Source organism: Actinoplanes sp. NPDC051494 (assembly GCF_044454705.1).
Taxonomy (GTDB): Bacteria; Actinomycetota; Actinomycetes; order Mycobacteriales; family Micromonosporaceae; genus Actinoplanes.
Genome location: NZ_JBITDZ010000007.1, coordinates 194,635 through 212,884, shown reverse-complemented (window position 1 = coordinate 212,884; position 18,250 = coordinate 194,635). Strand labels below are relative to the sequence as shown.

Genomic DNA, 18,250 nt, shown 5'->3' with positions numbered 1-18,250 from the left:
AAGGCCGACTATGAGCGTTTCGGACCTCACCAGGGCGTGGGCCGGCGATCCGCGATGGCTGGGTGTCAAGCGCGACTACACGGCGCAGGACGTCGTGAAGCTGCGCGGCACACTGCAGGAGCGGCACACCCTCGCCGAACGCGGCGCCCAGCGGCTGTGGGAACTGCTGCACGAACAGGAGTACGTCAACGCTCTCGGCGCGCTCACCGGCGGCCAGGCCGTGCAGATGGTGCGGGCCGGGCTCAAGGCGATCTACCTGTCCGGATGGCAGGTCGCGGCGGACGCCAACCTGTCCGGGCACACGTACCCGGACCAGAGCCTGTACCCGGCGAACTCGGTGCCGGCGGTGGTGCGCCGGATCAACAACGCGCTGCTGCGCGCCGACCAGATCGACACCGCCGCCGGGCGCCACGAGCGGGACTGGTTCGCCCCGGTCGTCGCCGACGCGGAAGCCGGCTTCGGCGGGCCGCTCAACGCGTTCGAGCTGATGAAAGCGATGATCGCCGCCGGGGCCGCGGGCGTGCACTGGGAGGACCAGCTCGCGTCCGAGAAGAAGTGCGGGCACCTGGGCGGCAAGGTCCTCGTGCCCACGTCGCAGCACATCCGCACGCTCAACGCGGCCCGCCTGGCCGCGGACGTGGCCGGGGTGCCGACCCTGGTCATCGCCCGCACCGACGCGCTGGCGGCCGACCTGCTCACCACCGATGTCGACGAGCGGGACCAGCCGTTCCTCACCGGTGACCGTACGGCGGAGGGGTTCTTCCGGGTCCGCAGCGGACCGGCGGCCGCGATCGCCCGTGGGGTGGCCTACGCCGACTACGCCGACCTGCTGTGGGTCGAGACCGGCAAACCCGACCTGGAGTTCGCGAAGTCGTTCGCCGAGGCGGTCCACCAGGTCCACCCGGACAAGATGCTGGCCTACAACTGCTCGCCGTCGTTCAACTGGAAGCGCAACCTCGACGACGCCACCATCGCCCGGTTCCAGAAGGAGCTCGGCGCGATGGGCTACAAGTTCCAGTTCGTGACGCTGGCCGGGTTCCACGCCCTGAACCACTCGATGTTCGACCTGGCCAAGGGGTACGCGGCCGACGGGATGACCGCCTACGTGAAGCTGCAGGAGGCCGAGTTCGCGGCGGAAGCCGACGGCTACACGGCGACCAAGCACCAGGCGGAGGTCGGCACCGGCTACTTCGACGCGGTCTCCACGGCGCTGAACCCGGCCAGCTCCACGACCGCGCTGGCCGGCTCGACCGAGGCGGAGCAGTTCTGATGGAGCCGATCACGGTTGCCGGGTCGGCGTACCCGGACATCCTCACCCCGGAGGCGATCGCGTTCGTCGTCGCCCTCGACCGGGAGTTCGGCGCGCGCCGCGTCCAGCTGCTGGAGCGGCGCCGCCGGCGGCGTTCCACCCGTACCGACGAGCTGGACTTCCTCGCCTCGACGGCGGCGGTGCGCCGCGACGACTCGTGGACGGTCGCGCCGCCGGCCGAGGACCTGGCCGACCGCCGGGTGGAGATCACCGGCCCGCCGGAACGCAAGATGACCATCAACGCGCTGAACTCCGGCGCCCAGGTCTGGATGGCCGACTTCGAGGACGCCACGTCGCCGACCTGGGACAACGTCGTCTCCGGTCAGTGCAACCTGCGCGACGCGCTGGACGGCACGCTCGGCTACACCGCCCGCGACGGCAAGCAGTACCAGGTCAACGGCGACCTGCCGACCATCATGGTACGGCCCAGAGGCTGGCACCTGCCCGAATGCCACCTGCGTATCGGCGGCCGCGCGGTGTCGGCGTCGCTGTTCGACTTCGGCATGTACCTGTTCCACTGCGGCCGCCGGCAGCTCGACCGCGACAGCGGACCGTACTTCTACCTGCCGAAACTGGAGAGCCACCTCGAAGCGCGGCTGTGGAACGACGTGTTCGTCCACGCCCAGCAACTGCTCGGCATCCCGCGCGGCACGATCCGCGCGACGGTGCTGATCGAGACGGTCACCGCCGCGTTCGAGATGGACGAGATCCTGTACGAACTCCGCGAGCACTCCGCGGGACTCAACGCCGGCCGCTGGGACTACCTGTTCAGCATGATCAAGAACCGGCCGGACGTGGTCCTGCCCGAACGGTCCCAGCTGACGATGACGGCGCCGTTCATGCGGGCGTACACCGAACTGCTCGTGCGGACCTGTCACCGCCGCGGCGCCCACGCGATCGGCGGCATGGCGGCGGTCGTGCCCAGCCGTGACCCGGTCGCCGCGAAGCGGGCGCTCAACCAGGTCCGGCAGGACAAACGGCGCGAGGTCGGCGACGGCTTCGACGGCAGCTGGGTGGCCCACCCGGCCCTGGTCGAGACGTGCCGGGAGGTGTTCGACCAGTGGCTCGGCTTCGAGCCGAACCAGATCGTGCGCCGCCGCGACGACGTGCGGGTCACCGCGAAGGACCTGCTCGACGTCCGCTCCACCGGCATCACGGTCACCGAGGTCGCGCTGCGCACCAACGTCAGCGTGGCGCTGCGGTACGTGGCCGCGTGGCTGGGCGGGCGCGGCGCGGTGGCGCTCGGCGGGCTGATGGAGGACGCGGCGACGGCGGAGATCTGCCGTACCCAGCTGTGGCAGTGGATCTCCCGCGGCACCCGCACCGACTACGGCGTGCCGGTCACCGGGGGCCTGGTGACCCGGATGCTGCGCGAGGAACTGGACGTCCTCGCCGAGACCGGGGCGCTCGACGAGGACTCGGCCCGGCGCTTCGGCCAGGCCCGGACGCTGCTGACCGTTCTGCTCACCGAGCGCACTTGCCCGGAGTTCTTCACCCTGCCCGCGTACCTGCGTCATCTGACCAGCAACAAGCCGCTGCCCGTGCCCGCGATCCCGGCCTGAGCTGCACAGACCTCACGGCCCGGCGGTGGTTCGCCGCCGGGCCGTGACCGTTTCCGGCAGGCCGGTGACCGGGTTGACGGACGGTGAGAAAGATCTTGGCGCGATGTCCCGTTCCAGGTGCGATGCTGGGTCGATCCGGCCCGTCCAGCAGCCTGGGAGGACACCCCGATGTTGCCGCTCAATGCCCCGAACCTGTCGTCGCTGCCGGACGGCCTGCCCGTCCCCGGGTACGACCGTGACCGTCTCCGGACCGGGATCGTGCACTTCGGGGTCGGCGGTTTCCACCGTGCCCATGAGGCGATGTACCTCGATCGCCTGATGAACGAGGGCAAGGCTCTCGACTGGGCCGTCTGCGGCGTCGGCGTGATGCCGGCCGACGCCCGGATGCGCGACGCGCTGACCGCGCAGGACGGGCTGTACACGCTGGTCGTGAAGGCGCCGGACGGCACCTGGACACCCCGGGTCGTCGGTTCGATCAAGGAATACCTGTACGCCCCGGACGACCCGGAGGCGGTCATCGAGAAGATGGCCTCCGCGGACGTACGGATCGTTTCGCTGACGGTGACCGAGGGCGGGTACAACATCAACGCCGTCACCGGGCAGTTCGTCGCCGACAACCCCGACGTGCGCCACGACCTGCAACCGGGCGTCGCGCCGAGGACCACGTTCGGGCTGATCACCGAGGCACTGGCCCGGCGGCGGGCCCGCGGGCAGCAGCCGTTCACGATCATGAGCTGCGACAACATCCAGGGCAACGGCCACGTCGCCCGGCGCAGCTTCGTCGCGTTCGCCACCCTGCGAGACCCGGAGCTCGGCGCGTACGTCGAGGAGCACGTCGCGTTCCCGAACAGCATGGTCGACCGCATCACGCCGGTGACCACCGACGACGACCGCGCCGAGACCGGCAAGCGGTTCGGGGTCGACGACGCCTGGCCGGTCGTGTGCGAACCGTTCACCCAGTGGGTGCTCGAGGACGCGTTCCCGCTGGGCCGCCCGCCGTTCGAGGACGCCGGAGTGCAGCTCGTCGAGGACGTCGAGCCGTACGAGCTGATGAAGTTGCGCCTGCTCAACGCGAGCCACCAGGCGCTGTGCTACTTCGGTTACCTCTCCGGGTACCGCCTCGTGCACGACGTGTCCCAGGACCCGCTGTTCGCCGATTTCCTGCTGGCCTACATGGAGCGCGAGGCCACCCCGACGCTGGCCCCGGTGCCCGGCATCGACCTCGGCGAGTACCGGCACCAGCTCATCGAACGGTTCTCCAACGCCCAGGTCCGCGACACCGTCGCCCGGCTGTGCGCCGAGAGCTCCGACCGGATCCCCAAGTGGCTGGTCCCGGTGATCCGGCAGAACCTCGAGACCGGTGGCGAGATCCTGCGCTCCGCCGCGGTGGTGGCGTCCTGGGCCCGCTACGCCGAGGGTGTCGACGAGCAGGGTCAGCCGATCGAGGTCGTCGACCGGCTGCGCGACAGCCTCGTCACGATCGCCGGCTCCCAGCGCGACGACCCGCTCGCGTTCGTCAAGAACCGCGAGCTGTTCGGCGACCTGGCCGAGAACGAGCGGTTCGTGTCGACGTACCGCACGGTCCTGGCGTCGCTGCACAGCAAGGGCGCCCGCGCGACGCTCGAGGACCTGGCCGCGAGCTGACTCACCCGCCGGGGTGCCGCCGGATCAGCTCGGCGATCTCGCGCACCCGGGCGGTGGTGATGCCCATCCGCTGCTCGAGCGCCAGCGGATGGTCGGTCGGCTCGAGCTCGATGTGCGGGCGCTCGCCGACCGGCCCGGTGTGCACGTGCGTCTTGAGGTTGACCGTCGGCACCCGGTACCCGGGCAGCTCGGTGCAGAGCCAGCCGAAGGACGAGGGCTCCCGCTCGCGGCCCGGGACGCTCCAGAGCTCCATCATCCGGCTGAAGCTCGGCGCGCTCAGCGACACCCACACGCCCCACTCGAAGTCCGTCTCGGCGTCGATCACCGGGAGGATCAGTCGGGCCCGGACGAAGAAGTGCTCCGCCCTGATGACGCAGACCTCCTGCTCCAGGGCGCTGCGCTCGTCACCGGCGAACTCGTCGCTCCAGTAGACGGGCGCTGTCGCACCGTAGGAGAACGGCAGTCCCGGGTAGTGCTGGCCTGGATCACTCACGCGGGCGACGGTACAGGTAGGGGATCGGCCACCGTCATCGGCCATAATGTGATCGGGGTCACTTGATTCCGGGAACCGTGGGTGCGGGGGAGTCGTCTTGCCTGGTGTGAGACGAAGCCTGGAAGCGGTCGACGAGGAAGAACTCGTGCGGCGCACCGCCGGTGGTGACCGGCGGGCGTTCGACGAGTTGTACCGGCGCACCTCGCCGTGGCTGGCGGTGCGCCTGCGCCGCCGGTGCGCCGACGAGGACGTGGTCGCCGACGTGCTGCAGGAGACCTACCTGGCGGTGTGGCGGGCGGCCGGTGGCTTCGCCGGCGCCGCCGCCCAGGGCAGCGCCGTGGGCTGGCTGTGGACGATCGCCGCCAACCGGCTGGTCGACGCGTTCCGCCGCCGGGCCCGGCAGAGCCAGCTGCCGCCGGTCCCGCTCACCGCCACCACGGCCCCCGCGGCCGAGGACGAGGTGATGGCCGGCCGGGTCGGTCAGGACCTCGAACAGGCGCTGCTCGTCCTGCCCGTGGAGATGCGGCTGGTGCTGCGCTCGATGGTGCTCGACGGGCTCTCCGTCCGGGAGACCTCGGTGCTCCTGGGAGTGCCGGAAGGCACCGTGAAGTCCCGCGCGCGGCGGGCTCGGCTGGCTCTGCGGGAGGCACTGTCATGACCACTCACCCGAACCCTGGTCACCCGAACCCTGATCACCCGGACCCTGGTCACCCGAACCCCGCGGTGATCGCCCGGTACGCCGACGGCGGCCCCGGCCTCGACGAGGCCACCGTGTGGTCGGTGGAGGTCCACCTCGAGACCTGTGCCGCCTGCCGAGGCACGCTCGCCGCGAGCACGACCGACGACACCCGGGCCCTGCTCGAACGCGTGGCGGCCGGCATCGACCTCGGTTTCGCGGCGGAGCCCGAGCCGGCCCCGCTGCGCCGGATCTGGTCGGCGCTGCACCGGCGCTGGCTCGTCTGGACCCTGCTGCCGTGGCTCACGGTGACGGTCGCGCTGCTGGGCACCGCCCTGCTGCTCGACAACCTGCGCACCGGCCTGCCGTCGCTGGTGCTGCTGCTGGCCCCGCTGGCCCCGCTGCCGGCCGTGGTGGTCGCCTGGAGCCGCCGCACCGACCCGGCATGGGAGCTGGTCGCCGGCACCCCCGCCGCCGGGCTCACGATGCTGCTGCGCCGGACCCTCGCGGTGCTGGCCGTGATCGTGCCGGCGCTCGCCCTGGCCGGTGCGGGCACCGGCGTCTCGCTGGCGCTGGTCCTGCTGCCGTGCCTGGCGTGCACGGCCGTCACGATCGCCATCGGCGGGGTGACCGGCCTGCGCCGGGCCGCGCTCGGGGTCGGCGCCGCGTGGTCGGCCGCGGTGGTGCTGCCCAGCGTCGTCACCGAACGCCTTCCCGTGGTCCTGCACCAGGGCAGCATCCCGGTGTGGGCCCTGGTGACCGTGGCCCTGGCGGCGTTCCTGACCACCCGCACCGGTGACTTCCGGCGGCTGACCAGCCGCAACTGACGACTTACCGCTTCACCCCTTTCCGACCCCCGCACCGCGGCGGCGCTGTACGGTGCTGCCCAGTTATCCGGAGGATTTGATGATGCGTACGGTGAGCGCGGCCGAGACGGCCCCCACCACCTATCCGTGGACCGTGCACGCCGAGGGTCTGCGGGTACGTGCCGGCCGGCACCTGGCCGTCGACGGGCTCGATCTGACCCTCGGCACCGGGGTGCACGGCCTGCTGGGCCCGAACGGGGCCGGCAAGACCACCCTGATGCGCTGCCTGGCGACGGTCCTGAAACCGGACGGCGGGCGGCTGAGCCTCGTCGGCGAGACGGTGAGCGGCGCGGCCGACCTGCGGCTGGTCCGGCGGCGGCTGGGCTACCTGCCCCAGCAGTTCGGGTTCTACCCGAGGTTCACGGTCCGCGAGTTCGTGGAGTACATGGCCTGGCTCAAGGAGATGCCGCGCGAGGCGGTGCCCGGAGCCACGCAACGGGCCATCGACCGGGTGGGCCTGTCCGCCAAGGTCGGCGCCCGGATGAAGACACTGTCCGGCGGCATGCTGCGCCGGGCCGGCATCGCCCAGGCCATCGTGAACGACCCCGAGGTGCTGCTGCTCGACGAGCCGACCGTGGGTCTCGACCCGGAGCAGCGTCTCGACTTCCGTGAGCTGCTGCGTGACATCGGCACGGACAGCTGCGTGCTGGTCTCGACCCACCTGGTCGAGGACGTGGTGGCCGCCTGCACCGATGTGGTGATGATCAACGAGGGGCGGCTGGTCTACCAGGGCACCCCCGGCGACCTGATCACCCAGGGCGCGACCGGCGACGCCGGCGACAGCCCGGCCGAGCGGGGCTACTCGGCTCTGCTGCGCCGGCACCGGGCGGAGGAGGCCCGATGAGCCGCATCCTGCGCATCGAACTGCGCCGCTCCGCCGCCGCCGGCACCGCGCTCACCCTGCTGGTGGTTGGCGCGATCGTGCTGGCCATGGACGCGTCGTTCTGGGCGGTCGGCTGGATGCCGCTGGCCCGGTCCCTGCGCGAGTTCCTGGTCCTGCTGTTCCCCCTGGCCCTGGCCGCGGGCGCCTGGCAGGCCCGTCGCGAGCAGCGGTCGAACGTGGCGGAGCTATTCGCCACCACGGCCCGGCCGCGCCTGCAACGGTTCACGCCGACGCTCGCCGCGCTGGCGATCGCCGCGGTGTGCGGCTACGCGACCCTCACCGGGGCGTCGATGCTGTGGATCGCCGACAGCGCCACCTACCTGCCCGCGACGTTCTTCGCCGTCGTCGGGGTCGGTGCCGTGGCACTGGTCGCGGCGGTCTGGCTCGGCCTCGCGGCCGGACACCTGCTGCCGTCCGCGGTGACGGCGCCCGCCCTGGCGGTGGTGGGAACCGGCGTGCTGCTGCTGGTGCCGGCGGCCACCCGGCCCCGGGACTGGCTGGCCGCGCTGGCCGGGCCGAACCAGGGACTCGGCCTCTACACCGACTTCGCGACCGTGCCCGGCCGGATCAGCGCCGCCCAGGGCATCTGGCTGGTCGCGCTCGCCACGGCCGCCGTGGTGCTGCTCGCGGCGGGGAGCCGCCGCACCCGGGTGGCGGCCCTGCTGCCCGTACTGATCGGTGCGACCGCCGCGGTCCTGGTCGTCCCGCGGGGTGCCGACTGGGTGCGGACGCCGATCGACCCGGTCGCCCGGGAACTCGTCTGCGACGAGAACGGCCCCCGCGTCTGCGTCGCCCGGGTACACGCCGCGCTGCTGCCCGCGACCGCCGCCGTGGCCCGGCAGGGCCTCACGCTGCTGGCGAAACTCCCGGACGCACCCCGCGAGGCCGTCGAGGACACCACCACCTTCGCCGACCCGCAGACCGGGCAGCAGCAGGCCGGAACGGCCCTGTTCGCGCTCGTCGTCGTCGGCGACGGCCTGACGGACCAGGACGCCATCCTCACCTCGATGCTGTCCGCGGGCGGCGCCGGCCGGCACTGTCCCGACGCGCCGAACCCGGCCCTGGCCCTGGCGGTCGGGTCCTGGCTGCAGGGCCGCGAGCCGGCCGGGGACCAATGGGCGGAACCCGGGACCATCGACCAGGCCCGCGCGGTGTGGAAAGAACTGAGCGCCCTGCCCGAGGCCGAGGCGGCGGCCCGCGCCGGGGCCGTCCGCGAAGCCGCCCTGGCCTGCCAGGAGCTGGCCGAACTGCCGGCCGGGGGTGCCCGATGAGAGGGCTGACGCTCTACCTGCGCTCGCGACGGGTGCCGGCGGCACTGCTGTCGGCGGCCGGGTCCGCCGTGCTGATGTGGTCGCTGACGATGGCGTTCGCCGAGTCCCGCGACGCCGACCCGGCCCTGGTCGTGCTGACGGTGCTGCTGATCGTCGCGGCGGTGACCGTCACGCTCGCCGGCCCGGACGAGGCACTGGACCGCACGGCGTCCCTGGCCTGGCAGCCCCGCCGGGCCGCCCACCTGCTGGCGGCGGTGGCCCTCGTGCTGGCCCTGCTGCTGCCGACGCTGCTGACCGGCGCCCGCTTCGGCCCGGCCGGGCTGGTGTTGCGCGACGCGGCCGGCCTGTTCGGCCTGACCGCCCTGGGCGCGGTGACGATCGGGGTGGCCCGCTCCTGGTTCCTGCCGCTGGGCTGGACCCTGATCGCCCTGATCTTCACCCACCCGGACACGACCGCCGGCCAGATCCTCACCTGGCAGTCCCAGGCCCCGGGCAACGTCCCGGCAGCATTGACCGCAGCCGCATTCGCCGTCGCCGGCCTGCTCGCCTACGCCCTGACCGGCCCCACCCGCCCGGCGGCGGCCGAGGCGGCTCTCTGACGGCCGCGCTCTGACGGGTCGCTCTCTGACGGCCGCCGGGACCGGGTTCCGACCCGCCCCGCGGCCAGCGCGGGGTCGGCGGCCGGTGGCGGTGCCGACGACCAGGACAGGTGGCGGCGTGGGCCGGCGCGCCTCCACCTCGCCGTCCGCCGTGCGGACCAGAAAGCGCCCACCTCCTCCGAACTGGACGGACCGGTGAGTGCCACCCACCGACGCCACAACAACCAGCCGTGCCCCGCCCGCGTCGCCGACCACAGCCCCGCCCCGCCCCGCCCCGCCCTGCCCGGCCCGGCCCGCCCCGGCTCGGCCCGGCTCGGCTCGGCCTGGCTCGGCTCGGCCTGGCTCGGCTCGGCCTGGCTCGGCTCGGCTCGGCCCGGCCCGGTTTGGCCTGGCTCGGTTTGGCCTGGCTCGGCCCGCCCCGGCCGCCCCGGCCTGGCTCCGCCCGGCCCGGCACGGTTTGGCTTGGCCCGACCCGGCTCAGCCCGGTCCGTCGCCGGCTCCTGGTGATTTGCCGGCCCGATGCTCAGTATGATGTCGCCCGGCGCCGCCAGGGCGAGCCCGGCATCGAGGGTGAACGTCCGGGCCGTAGGCCGGCCGTCGGAGCCCTTGGCCGCAGGTTGGCATCGTCAACCGGCGCAGGGGGTCCGGCGCGGCTCTGCACACGGGCTCGGCTCTGCGGGCTCGGCCCTGCGCGCCGGCTCAGTCGCACGCCGGCTCAGTCGCGCGCCGGCTCGGCTGCTGCCGGGGACACGCGCGTGCCGTGGACACGCGCGTGCCGTGGACACGCGCGCAGCCCTGGTCGGGCGGGCACACGCGCGCAGCCCTGGTCGAGCGGGCCCGGGGCAGGGGTGGTGGAGGTCGGGCTGCGGCCATGCCGCTGCTGCCGGGCGATGGCCAGGGCGACCACGGCGCCGGCGGCGCCGGCGTTCGGGTGCGGCGGCCCGGAGATCGTTCCCGGGATCTACCTGCTTGTATCGAAAAACTTCATTTTCTGTCTTTACTGTTAATAAGCTTTACCTTAGGTTGAACGGAAGTCGTCCGGAGCATCCCCCCTTCGGCTCCGGCGGCTCATCCCCGGGCAGGCCGGGAACCCCCAACCCGGCCTGCCACCCCCATGAAGAGGAGCCCTTCATGAGACGCCGGATCACCCTTCCCCTGCTCAGTTCCGCCGCCATCGCCGCCTCCCTGATCGTCGCCGTGGCGCCCGCGAGTGCGCACGGCTACATCTCCTCGCCGCCCAGCCGGCAGGCCAACTGTGCCAGCGGGGCCGTCTCCGGCTGCGGCGACATCGTCTACGAGCCGCAGAGCGTCGAGGCTCCCAAGGGGTCGAAGCAGTGCAACGGCGGTGGCAGCAGGTTCGCCGTGCTGAACGACGCGAGCAGGAACTGGCCGGCCGCGAGCGTCGGGCAGAGCGTCACGTTCAACTGGGTGCTGACCGCCCGCCACTCGACCAGCACCTGGGAGTATTTCATCGGCAACACGCAGCTGGCGTCGTTCAACGACGGCGGGGCGCAGCCCGGTGCCACCAAGTCGCACACGGTCAGCATGGGCGGTTTCAGCGGTCGGCAGACGGTGCTGGCCCGGTGGAACATCGCCGACACGGTGAACGCGTTCTACGCCTGCGTGGACCTGAACATCGGGGGTGGCACCACGACCCCGCCCACCACGCCGCCTCCCACGACCCCGCCTCCCACGACCCCGCCGGCCACCCCGCCCACGACCCCGCCGACCGGTGGGACGTGGCAGGCCGGGACGGCGTACGTGGTGGGCAACGTCGTCACGTACGGCGGTCTGTCGTACCGGTGCCGGCAGCCGCACACGGCGCTGACCGGGTGGGAGCCGCCGAACGTCCCGGCGCTGTGGGAACGGATCTGAGGCGGGAGCGGGCCCACGGCATCCGTCGTGGGCTCGCGGCCCTCGCGCTCCTGGCAATGGTCGTGGGCGGTTGCGGTTCGCCCTCAGAGAAGGGCGGGAACGGGGCCGGGGACCCGTACAACAGTGTTGATGTCATGTTTCTGCAGATGAGCCTGGAGTATCTGCGCCAGGGTGACCAGGTCGCCGGGCCGGCCGCGGAGCGTGCCGGTGACGAGGCGGTCCGGGCGCTCGCCGTCGGGCTGCGGGACCGGTGGCGGGCGGAGGCCGAGGTCATGCGGCGGTGGCTGAGCGGCTGGGAGCAGCCGGTGACGGCGGATCCGGCGGCCGGTGCGCATGCCGGCCATGGCGATCTGCGTTCCTTGCGCCCGGCGGACATCGCCGAGCTTGTCGCGGCGCAGGGGGCCGATTTCGACCGTACGGCGGTGAGTCTGCTGCTGGGGCACCTGCACAACTGTGTCGAGGTGGCCCGGATGGAGGTGGCCGGCGGGCGCTATCCGCCGGCGACGGCGTTCGCGGAGCGGGTGGTCGCGGCCCGGCAGGAGCAGATCCGGTTGATGTTGAAGCTTCAAACGGGCACTACGATGGTTAGGTGAGTGTCGAACCGGTCGATCCGCCCCGCTGGCTGGACCCGCGTGAGCTCGGGTCCTGGCTGCCGGTCGGTGGCCTGCTCCTGCGGCTGCCGGCGGCCCTGGACGCGCAGATGCAGCGTGACTCCGGGCTGAGCCACTTCGAGTATCTGGTGCTGGCGAACCTGTCGGAGGCGCCGGACCGGACCCGGCGGATGAGTGCCCTCGCCGCGCTCGCCAACGGGTCGCTGTCGCGGCTGTCGCATGTGGTCAAGCGACTCGAGGCCCGGGGCTGGGTGGAGCGCCGGGCCTGCCCGAGCGACGGCCGTTACACCAATGCCGTGCTGACCCCGGCCGGCTGGGAGAAAGTGCTGGACAGCGCCCCCGGGCATGTCGGTATCGTGCGGTCGCTGGTGCTCGACGTGCTCACCGAGGACGAGCTGGCCCAGCTCGGTGACATGGCCCGGCGCATCGTCGCCCGCCTGGACAGCACCGGCCCGCAGAACACGGACAAGGCCCCGCCGGAGAAGAGCAACCATGCCTGAGCTGATCGCGCCCACCTCCCGCCTGCACCGGCAGTGGCTCGCCGCCCGGGACGACTGGGGACGCGGCGTGTATCAGGACGGTTCCGGTCTGCGCCCCACCGACGAGGTGGACACCGTGGACGGCTTCGCCGCGTTCGTGCGCAAGCTGCTGCGCGAGTCCGACCGGTCGGTCCCGCCCGCCGAGGGCTGGGTGCACTGCACCTATTGGTGGATGGTCGACGGGGACGAGGTGCTCGGGTCGATCGCGTTGCGGCACGAGCTGAACGACTGGCTGCTCGAGGCCGGGGGGCACATCGGTTACGGCGTGCGCCCGTCGGCCCGGGGGAAGGGGCTCGCCGGGGCCGCTCTCGCGCAGGTCATCGCGTACGCGGGCCGGCTCGGCATCGATCGTGTCCTGGTGAGTTGCGACCTGGACAACGACGCGTCGCGCCGCACGATCGAGAAGAACGGCGGGGTGCTGGAGGACATCCGCGACTCCGGGCACGGCAAGGTCCGCCGGTACTGGATCACCACACCGGTCAGCTGACCAGGCGGCGTTCCCAGGCCCAGGCGGCGATCTCGACGCGGTTGCGGGCGCCGAGTTTGGTCTGGACGCTGCCGAGGTGGGTCTTGACCGTGCCCACCGAGATGAACAGCTGCTGGGCGATCTCCGCGTTGGTCAGGCCCCGGGCGGCCAGCTTCACCACGTCGATCTCGCGGGGGGACAGGCCGCCGTCGTCGCCGTCGGGCATCGGCGGGGACAGGTGCTCCAGCAGGCGTACGGTGATCGACGGGCTGATCAGCGCGTCGCCGGAGACCGCCGCGCGCACGGCCTCCACCAGCAGGGCCGGGCCGGAGTCCTTGAGCAGGAAGCCGGCCGCACCGTTGCGCAGCGCCTGATGGACGTACTCGTCGAGGTCGAACGTGGTCACCACGACGACCTTGACCGGGTCCACGACGCCGGGGCCGGCCAGCAGCCGCAGCGCCTCGAGGCCGTCCATGCGGGGCATCCGGATGTCGAACAGCGCCACGTCCGGGCGCAGGTTGCGGGCCATCGCCACGGCCTGGACGCCGTCGGCCGCCTCGCCGACGACCTCCATGTCCGGCTGGGCCCCGATGATCATGCCGAAACCGGTGCGGACCATCGCCTGGTCGTCGGCGATCAAGACGCGAATCACGGAACCCCACTCACCAAGCTGTCTCGCGGTCCAGCGGGAGCGCCGCGTCCACCACCCAGCCGCCGTCGATGCCCGGCCCCGCGGTGATACGCCCGCCCACCGTGCGGACCCGCTCCTGCAGGCCCACCAGACCGTACCCCGGGGCGTCCTTCGGCGACGCGGAAGCCTCCAGGCCGTCGTTGGCCACCCGGACCAGGAGCCAGTCGGGGGTCCGCCGGACCCACACGTCGGCGACCCGGGCCCCGCGCGCGTGGCGCCGGATGTTGGTCAGCGCCTCCATCACGACCCGGTACGCCGACGTGGAGACCTCGACCGGGATCCCGGCGGTGTCACCCTCGACGTGCAGCCGGGCCAGCGGGCCGCCCGCCGCGGTGAACTGCTCCAGCAGCGGGGTCAGCTCGTCCACCCCGGCCAGCGGTGCCAGCGGGGCGTCCGGCCTGGCGTCGGGGTCGCGCAGCACACCGACCATCCGCCGCATCGACGCCATCGTCTCCGCGCCCGCGGCCTCGATGCGTTCCAGGGCCTCGACGGCCCGTTTCGGGTCCTGCTCGGCGACGTAGCGGGCGCCCTGGGCCTGCACCACGATGCCGGTGACGTGGTGGGCGATGAAGTCGTGCAGGTCGCGGGCGAACTCGGCGCGCTGCTCGGCGCGTACGGAGTCCATGGCCCGGCGCCGGTTGGCCTCGACGGTCCGCAGGTAGACCCCGGCGCCGATGACCGCGGTGGCGACCAGCCCCTGGATGAGCCCGATGATGACCATGTAGTAGTTGTCGTCGGCCCGCAGCGGCAGGATCCCGATGGCCAGGCCGAGCGCCAGCACCGCGATGATCGACCAGCGCGGGTGGCCGCGGCGGGCCACCATGAACAGCACCCCGAGCAGGCCGGCGGTCTCGGCGAAGCCGTAGGAGCCGCCGAGGCCGCTCGCCGACGCCCAGACGGCGACCGTCACCAGCAGCGAGCCGCCGGCCACCACGGTCGCGGCGAGCGGCAGCCGGCGCGAGCCCTGTTTGTACAGGGGCAGCCACACGGCGGCGGTGGAGACCGCCACCAGCACGCGCAGCAGCGCCACCGCCCGTCCGTCGCTCGTGAGGCCGCCGGCCACGTCGACCAGGCCCAGGCAGAACATCACGAACAGCGCGGCGAGCTGTCCCGCGCGAAAGAGCAGATCCCGTTGCGTCACCATCGTGACCCAGCGTAGTGGCAGGTCATGGGCTTCCCATCGGCCGAAAGTCAGATGCCGGCCGGTCCGGGATCCCCGCTGCGGTCCGATGTGCCGGCCGGGTGGCCTCCTCCAGGCTGTGAGCCGGCACCACCCGACCGATCCGTAACTCCTGGAGGCTCGATGCACCCCCACGCCGCACCGGCGACGACCGCCCCCGGTGGCCTGGACGACGGCCGTACCGCCGTCGCCGCCGTCGACCTGGTGAAGGTGTACGGCAGCGGCGACACCGCCGTCCGTGCCCTCGACGGCGTGACCGTCGGCTTCGCCCGGGCCCACTTCACCGCGATCATGGGCCCGTCCGGCTCCGGCAAGTCCACCTTGATGCACTGCCTCGCCGGCCTGGACACGGCCACCTCCGGGCGGGCCCTGCTCGGCGGCACGGACCTCACGGCACAGAGCGACAAAGTGCTGACCAAGGTACGCCGTGAGCGCATCGGTTTCGTCTTCCAGTCCTTCAACCTGCTGCCCCAGCTGACCGCTGAGCAGAACATCGTGCTGCCCCTCGAGCTCGCCGGCCGGCGGCCCGAGCGGGGGCTGCTGGCCCACCTGACCGAGTCGCTGGGACTGACCGGCCGGCTGGGTCACCGCCCCGGCGAGCTCTCCGGCGGCCAGCAGCAGCGGGTCGCCGTGGCCCGGGCACTGATCTCGCGCCCCGAGGTGGTCTTCGCCGACGAGCCGACCGGCAACCTGGACTCCCGCTCCGGTGCCGAGGTGCTGTCGTTCCTGCGCAACTCGGTGCGTGAGCTCGGCCAGACGGTGGTCATGGTCACCCACGATCCGGGCGCCGCCGCGTACGCGGACCGGGTCGTGCTGCTCGCCGACGGCCGGGTCGCGGGCTCGCTCGACAACCCCGACCACGGCTCGATCGCCGCCGCGCTGCAGGAGCTGGGGTCCCGCCGGTGAAGGTCCTCGGAACCCAGCTGGCCGGGGTGGCCCGCCGGCCCGCGCGGATGCTGCTCTCGGGGCTGGCCGTGCTCGTCGCGTCGTTCGTCGTCTACTCCACCGTGCTCGCCCAGGACATCGCCGGCAAGACCGTGCTCGACGGGCTCAGCGGCACCCCCGCCGCCGTCGACCTGGTCGTCGGCCACGACCCGGCCACGTTCGACTCGGTCGATCTGGACACCGGCGAGCTCGCGACGATCAAGGCGCTGCCCGGTGTCACCGAGGCGGTCGGCCGGTTCGACGCCGGTGGCCAGATCGGCGGCGGCGTGGACGGGCAGTATCTGAACGTCGTCGCCGACCCGGGCAGCGGCCCGCTGTCGACGGTCCGGGTGACCCAGGGGGCGTACCCGTCGCAGCCGGGACAGGTCGCGGTCAGCCCGCGCACCGCGGAACGGCTCGGCCTGCCGGTCGGTTCGACCGTCACGCTCGCCACCCGGTTCAGCGAGGACGGCAAGCCGGAGAAGCCCCGGACGCTGACGGTCACCGGTCTGGTGGAGGCGAGCGCCGACTACGGGTTCACCGGGTACGCGCCGCTGTCCACCGTCACCGACCTCGTCGGCGGCGACACCCTGTACCAGATCGACCTGCGCCTCGACCCCGCCATCGACGCGGCCGACGTGACCGCCGCGGTGCAGCGGGTCCTCGACACCGCTCCCGCTCCGGAGGAGGGGCTGAAGCGTCCGCTGGTGCTCACCGGTGCCGAGATGCGCGCCGCGGAGGCCCGTGACGCCGCGAGCGACGTGGACGACGTGTTCATCGCGGTGGACCTGTTCGTCGCCGTCGCGGTCATGGCCGCCGGCCTGGTCGCCGCGTCCACGTTCCGGATCGTGTTCGCCCAGCGGATGCGCCAGCTCGCCCTGCTGCGGGCCATCGGCGCGGGCCGGGGCGCGCTCTGGCGGGCGCTGGCCACCGAGGGGGCGCTGACCGGGCTCGCGGCCGGCGTCGTGGGTGTGCTCGCCGCGACCGCCGTCGGTTTCGGGGTGCCGCCGTTGCTGCGGGCGTCCGGCACGAACGTCGCGTCCCCGGACCTGCCCGTGGTCGCGGCGCTCGGCGTGCTGCTGCTGGCCGTGGTCCTGACCGTGGTGGCCGTGCTCGCCCCGGCGTTCACCGCGGCCCGGGTCGCGCCCCTGGAGGCGTTGCGGCAGGCCGGTGCGGCCCCGGGCAAGCGGGGCGTCGGCGTGCTGCGCGGCGTGGCCGGCGTCCTTGTCCTGCTGGCGGCGATCGCCCCGGCCGGGTACGTGCTGGCCAACCTGCCCGGCCCGGACACGAAGGACTACCCGGCGGAACAGATGCTGCTGTCCGTGGTCGGCTCCGGGGCGCTGGCGTTCGTCGCGCTGATCATCCTCGGCCCGCTGCTGGTCGGCCCGCTGCTCGCCGGCGCCGGGCTGGTCCTCGGCCGGTTCGGCCCGGTCGGGCGGCTCGCGGTGGGTGGCGTCGGGGGAGCCCCCCGCCGGGCCGCCGCGGTCTCGGTGGTGGTGGCACTCGGCGTCACGCTGATCGCCGGTGTCGTGGTGACCGGGGCGTCGGTGCGCACCATCGCCGAACGTGAACTGGCCACGTCGTCCCCGGCCGACTTCGAGCTGACCGCCCAGGGCGGCGACGCGGTCCCGGCCGACGTGGTCACCCGGGCCCAGGCCAGCCCCGATCTGGCCCACGTCAGCGGCTACCGCAAGCTCCCGGAGGTCGCCGCCGCCGGCAGCGACATGCGGTTGCCGGCCACCGACCTGAACCTGACCGCGCTGCCCGCGCTGAAGAACCTGGACGTCCGCGACGGCTCGCTGGCCGCGGCCGGACCGGGCAAGGTGGTACTGGCCGGGTTCGCCGCCGGGGAGCTCGGCCTGAAGGCGGGGGACCGGACCACGCTGACCACGAAGGGCAAGCAGGTCACGGTCGAGGTCGCCGCGGTGCTGGGTGACAACGGGCCGCTGCAGTCGTTCTTCATGCTCGACCCGGCCGACCTGACCGCGCTCGGTGCCCCGGCCACGCTGGACGGGCTGCTCGCCGACGCGGCGGTCGCCGGGGAGGACGGCCGCAACGCCGGGCAGAAGGCGATGCTCCAGCTCGCCCAGGGCAACACCGGGCTCGGCACGGAGGTCCTGGCGGACCAGCGCGACGAGTTCGACGACGTGATCGGCGCGGTGCTGGCGATCGCGATCGGCCTGATCGGGCTGACCGTGCTCATCGCGGTCGTCGGGGTGGGCACCACGACGGCGCTGTCGGTCGTCGAGCGGCACCGCGAGGCCGGTCTGCTGCGCGCGGTCGGGCTGTCCCGGACGGGGCTGCGCACGATGCTGACCGCGGAATCCGCGCTGTACGGCGTGCTGGGTGCGGCGCTGGGGTTGCTGCTCGGGGTCCCGTACGCGTGGCTGGCGATCCGGGCCTACGACTACACCGCCCCGCTGAGCCTGCCGGTCCTGCAGCTGATCGCGGTCTTCGTCGCGCTGGTGGTGCTCACCGCGCTGGCCGGGGTGCTCCCGGCCCGCAAGGCGGCCAAGGTCAGCCCGGTGGCCGCGCTGGCCACCGACTGAAAGGTTCGAATTCACCACCCTTTCGGGGGAACAGGCCCAGGTCGTGGCCTTCGTCGCATGGACGAGGGTCACGGCCCAGGTCGATCTCCCGCTACCCTCACGGCCGATCGGC

Annotated in this window: 17 protein-coding genes; 14 read left to right on the top strand and 3 right to left on the bottom strand. The window is 73.0% G+C overall.

The window, feature by feature from the left end; genetic code table 11:
- Positions 1-10: 10 nt before the first annotated feature.
- The 3 genes from aceA (at position 11) to ACIA6A_RS24450 (ending at position 4,515) form a co-directional block, all read left to right on the top strand.
- Positions 11-1,270, top strand: coding sequence for an isocitrate lyase (gene aceA, locus ACIA6A_RS24460; RefSeq protein WP_396100158.1), 1,260 nt, complete (start codon positions 11-13; stop codon positions 1,268-1,270).
- Positions 1,270-2,871, top strand: coding sequence for a malate synthase A (gene aceB / locus ACIA6A_RS24455; protein ID WP_396100157.1), 1,602 nt, complete (start codon positions 1,270-1,272; stop codon positions 2,869-2,871). The genes aceA and aceB overlap by 1 nt, the downstream gene beginning before the upstream one ends.
- 168 nt (positions 2,872-3,039) lie before the next feature.
- Positions 3,040-4,515, top strand: a complete 1,476-nt coding sequence (locus ACIA6A_RS24450) for a mannitol dehydrogenase family protein (protein ID WP_396100156.1) — start codon at positions 3,040-3,042, stop codon at positions 4,513-4,515.
- 1 nt (position 4,516) lies between these two features.
- Here ACIA6A_RS24450 and ACIA6A_RS24445 read toward each other — a convergent pair whose 3' ends face one another.
- Entirely contained in the window at positions 4,517-5,008 is a 492-nt protein-coding gene (locus tag ACIA6A_RS24445) for a DUF2199 domain-containing protein (protein ID WP_396100155.1), read from the bottom strand.
- Positions 5,009-5,114: 106 nt separating this feature from the next.
- On the opposite strand from ACIA6A_RS24445, the gene ACIA6A_RS24440 reads away from it, so the two are divergent.
- From ACIA6A_RS24440 to ACIA6A_RS24400, 9 genes are all read left to right on the top strand, one after another.
- On the top strand, positions 5,115-5,666 hold the full coding sequence (locus ACIA6A_RS24440; RefSeq protein WP_396100154.1) for an RNA polymerase sigma factor: 552 nt from the start codon (positions 5,115-5,117) through the stop codon (positions 5,664-5,666).
- Positions 5,663-6,511 (top strand): hypothetical protein, encoded by an 849-nt coding sequence (locus ACIA6A_RS24435; protein ID WP_396100153.1) that lies wholly within the window; start codon positions 5,663-5,665, stop codon positions 6,509-6,511. Before ACIA6A_RS24440 ends, ACIA6A_RS24435 begins: the two co-directional genes overlap by 4 nt.
- 79 nt (positions 6,512-6,590) lie before the next feature.
- On the top strand, positions 6,591-7,394 hold the full coding sequence (locus ACIA6A_RS24430) for an ATP-binding cassette domain-containing protein (protein ID WP_396100152.1): 804 nt from the start codon (positions 6,591-6,593) through the stop codon (positions 7,392-7,394).
- Entirely contained in the window at positions 7,391-8,704 is a 1,314-nt protein-coding gene (locus ACIA6A_RS24425; protein WP_396100151.1) for a hypothetical protein, read from the top strand. The genes ACIA6A_RS24430 and ACIA6A_RS24425 overlap by 4 nt, the downstream gene beginning before the upstream one ends.
- Positions 8,701-9,303, top strand: coding sequence for a hypothetical protein (locus ACIA6A_RS24420; RefSeq protein ID WP_396100150.1), 603 nt, complete (start codon positions 8,701-8,703; stop codon positions 9,301-9,303). Before ACIA6A_RS24425 ends, ACIA6A_RS24420 begins: the two co-directional genes overlap by 4 nt.
- Before the next feature lie 1,131 nt (positions 9,304-10,434).
- On the top strand, positions 10,435-11,178 hold the full coding sequence (locus tag ACIA6A_RS24415; RefSeq protein ID WP_396100149.1) for a lytic polysaccharide monooxygenase: 744 nt from the start codon (positions 10,435-10,437) through the stop codon (positions 11,176-11,178).
- Between the two features lie 134 nt (positions 11,179-11,312).
- Entirely contained in the window at positions 11,313-11,771 is a 459-nt protein-coding gene (locus ACIA6A_RS24410) for a DUF305 domain-containing protein (RefSeq protein ID WP_396100148.1), read from the top strand.
- On the top strand, positions 11,768-12,289 hold the full coding sequence (locus tag ACIA6A_RS24405; RefSeq protein WP_396100147.1) for a MarR family winged helix-turn-helix transcriptional regulator: 522 nt from the start codon (positions 11,768-11,770) through the stop codon (positions 12,287-12,289). Before ACIA6A_RS24410 ends, ACIA6A_RS24405 begins: the two co-directional genes overlap by 4 nt.
- The gene (locus ACIA6A_RS24400) at positions 12,282-12,815 is read left to right on the top strand and encodes a GNAT family N-acetyltransferase (RefSeq protein WP_396100146.1); all 534 of its coding nucleotides are present in this window, start codon (positions 12,282-12,284) and stop codon (positions 12,813-12,815) included. Before ACIA6A_RS24405 ends, ACIA6A_RS24400 begins: the two co-directional genes overlap by 8 nt.
- On the opposite strand, the gene ACIA6A_RS24395 is transcribed toward ACIA6A_RS24400, so the two are convergent.
- Both ACIA6A_RS24395 and ACIA6A_RS24390 read right to left on the bottom strand, forming a co-directional pair.
- Positions 12,808-13,446, bottom strand: a complete 639-nt coding sequence (locus tag ACIA6A_RS24395; RefSeq protein ID WP_396100145.1) for a response regulator — start codon at positions 13,444-13,446, stop codon at positions 12,808-12,810. The two genes, ACIA6A_RS24400 and ACIA6A_RS24395, sit on opposite strands and share 8 nt — an antisense overlap.
- Before the next feature lie 10 nt (positions 13,447-13,456).
- A complete protein-coding gene (locus tag ACIA6A_RS24390) occupies positions 13,457-14,629 on the bottom strand; it encodes a sensor histidine kinase (protein WP_396100144.1) in 1,173 nt (390 codons plus the stop codon).
- Between the two features lie 159 nt (positions 14,630-14,788).
- Between ACIA6A_RS24390 and ACIA6A_RS24385 the strand changes: the two genes are divergently transcribed.
- Entirely contained in the window at positions 14,789-15,571 is a 783-nt protein-coding gene (locus ACIA6A_RS24385; RefSeq protein WP_396100143.1) for an ABC transporter ATP-binding protein, read from the top strand.
- The gene (locus tag ACIA6A_RS24380) at positions 15,568-18,138 is read left to right on the top strand and encodes an FtsX-like permease family protein (RefSeq protein WP_396100142.1); all 2,571 of its coding nucleotides are present in this window, start codon (positions 15,568-15,570) and stop codon (positions 18,136-18,138) included. Before ACIA6A_RS24385 ends, ACIA6A_RS24380 begins: the two co-directional genes overlap by 4 nt.
- Positions 18,139-18,250 lie beyond the last annotated feature (112 nt).

Bases quoted from the DNA above. Each gene is read 5' to 3' on its own strand.
- aceA (WP_396100158.1), top strand. From the start codon at position 11: ATGAGCGTTTCGGACCTCACCAGGGCGTGGGCCGGCGATCCGCGATGG.
- aceB (WP_396100157.1), top strand. From the start codon at position 1,270: ATGGAGCCGATCACGGTTGCCGGGTCGGCGTACCCGGACATCCTCACC.
- ACIA6A_RS24450 (WP_396100156.1), top strand. From the start codon at position 3,040: ATGTTGCCGCTCAATGCCCCGAACCTGTCGTCGCTGCCGGACGGCCTG.
- ACIA6A_RS24435 (WP_396100153.1), top strand. From the start codon at position 5,663: ATGACCACTCACCCGAACCCTGGTCACCCGAACCCTGATCACCCGGAC.
- ACIA6A_RS24430 (WP_396100152.1), top strand. From the start codon at position 6,591: ATGATGCGTACGGTGAGCGCGGCCGAGACGGCCCCCACCACCTATCCG.
- ACIA6A_RS24425 (WP_396100151.1), top strand. From the start codon at position 7,391: ATGAGCCGCATCCTGCGCATCGAACTGCGCCGCTCCGCCGCCGCCGGC.
- ACIA6A_RS24420 (WP_396100150.1), top strand. From the start codon at position 8,701: ATGAGAGGGCTGACGCTCTACCTGCGCTCGCGACGGGTGCCGGCGGCA.
- ACIA6A_RS24415 (WP_396100149.1), top strand. From the start codon at position 10,435: ATGAGACGCCGGATCACCCTTCCCCTGCTCAGTTCCGCCGCCATCGCC.
- ACIA6A_RS24410 (WP_396100148.1), top strand. From the start codon at position 11,313: ATGTTTCTGCAGATGAGCCTGGAGTATCTGCGCCAGGGTGACCAGGTC.
- ACIA6A_RS24400 (WP_396100146.1), top strand. From the start codon at position 12,282: ATGCCTGAGCTGATCGCGCCCACCTCCCGCCTGCACCGGCAGTGGCTC.
- ACIA6A_RS24390 (WP_396100144.1), bottom strand. From the start codon at position 14,629: ATGGTGACGCAACGGGATCTGCTCTTTCGCGCGGGACAGCTCGCCGCG.
- ACIA6A_RS24385 (WP_396100143.1), top strand. From the start codon at position 14,789: ATGCACCCCCACGCCGCACCGGCGACGACCGCCCCCGGTGGCCTGGAC.